This window comes from Neobacillus sp. MER 74, assembly GCF_023714155.1.
The window spans coordinates 1-243 of sequence record NZ_JAMAUV010000130.1; the positions used below are offsets into that span (position 1 = coordinate 1).

General features: G+C 57.2%; 1 rRNA gene. It reads left to right on the forward strand.

Annotation, left to right across the window (positions count from 1 at the left end):
- A 16S ribosomal RNA gene (locus tag M3610_RS28740) occupies positions 1-243 on the forward strand; the annotation flags it as partial.

Below are 243 nucleotides of genomic sequence, written 5' to 3' on the forward strand. Positions count from 1 at the left end.
CTCTTCGGAGTCTAGCGGCGGACGGGTGAGTAACACGTGGGCAACCTGCCTGTAAGACTGGGATAACACCGGGAAACCGGTGCTAATACCGGATAATCCTTTTCCTCTCATGAGGGAAAGCTGAAAGTCGGTTTCGGCTGACACTTACAGATGGGCCCGCGGCGCATTAGCTAGTTGGTGAGGTAACGGCTCACCAAGGCGACGATGCGTAGCCGACCTGAGAGGGTGATCGGCCACACTGGG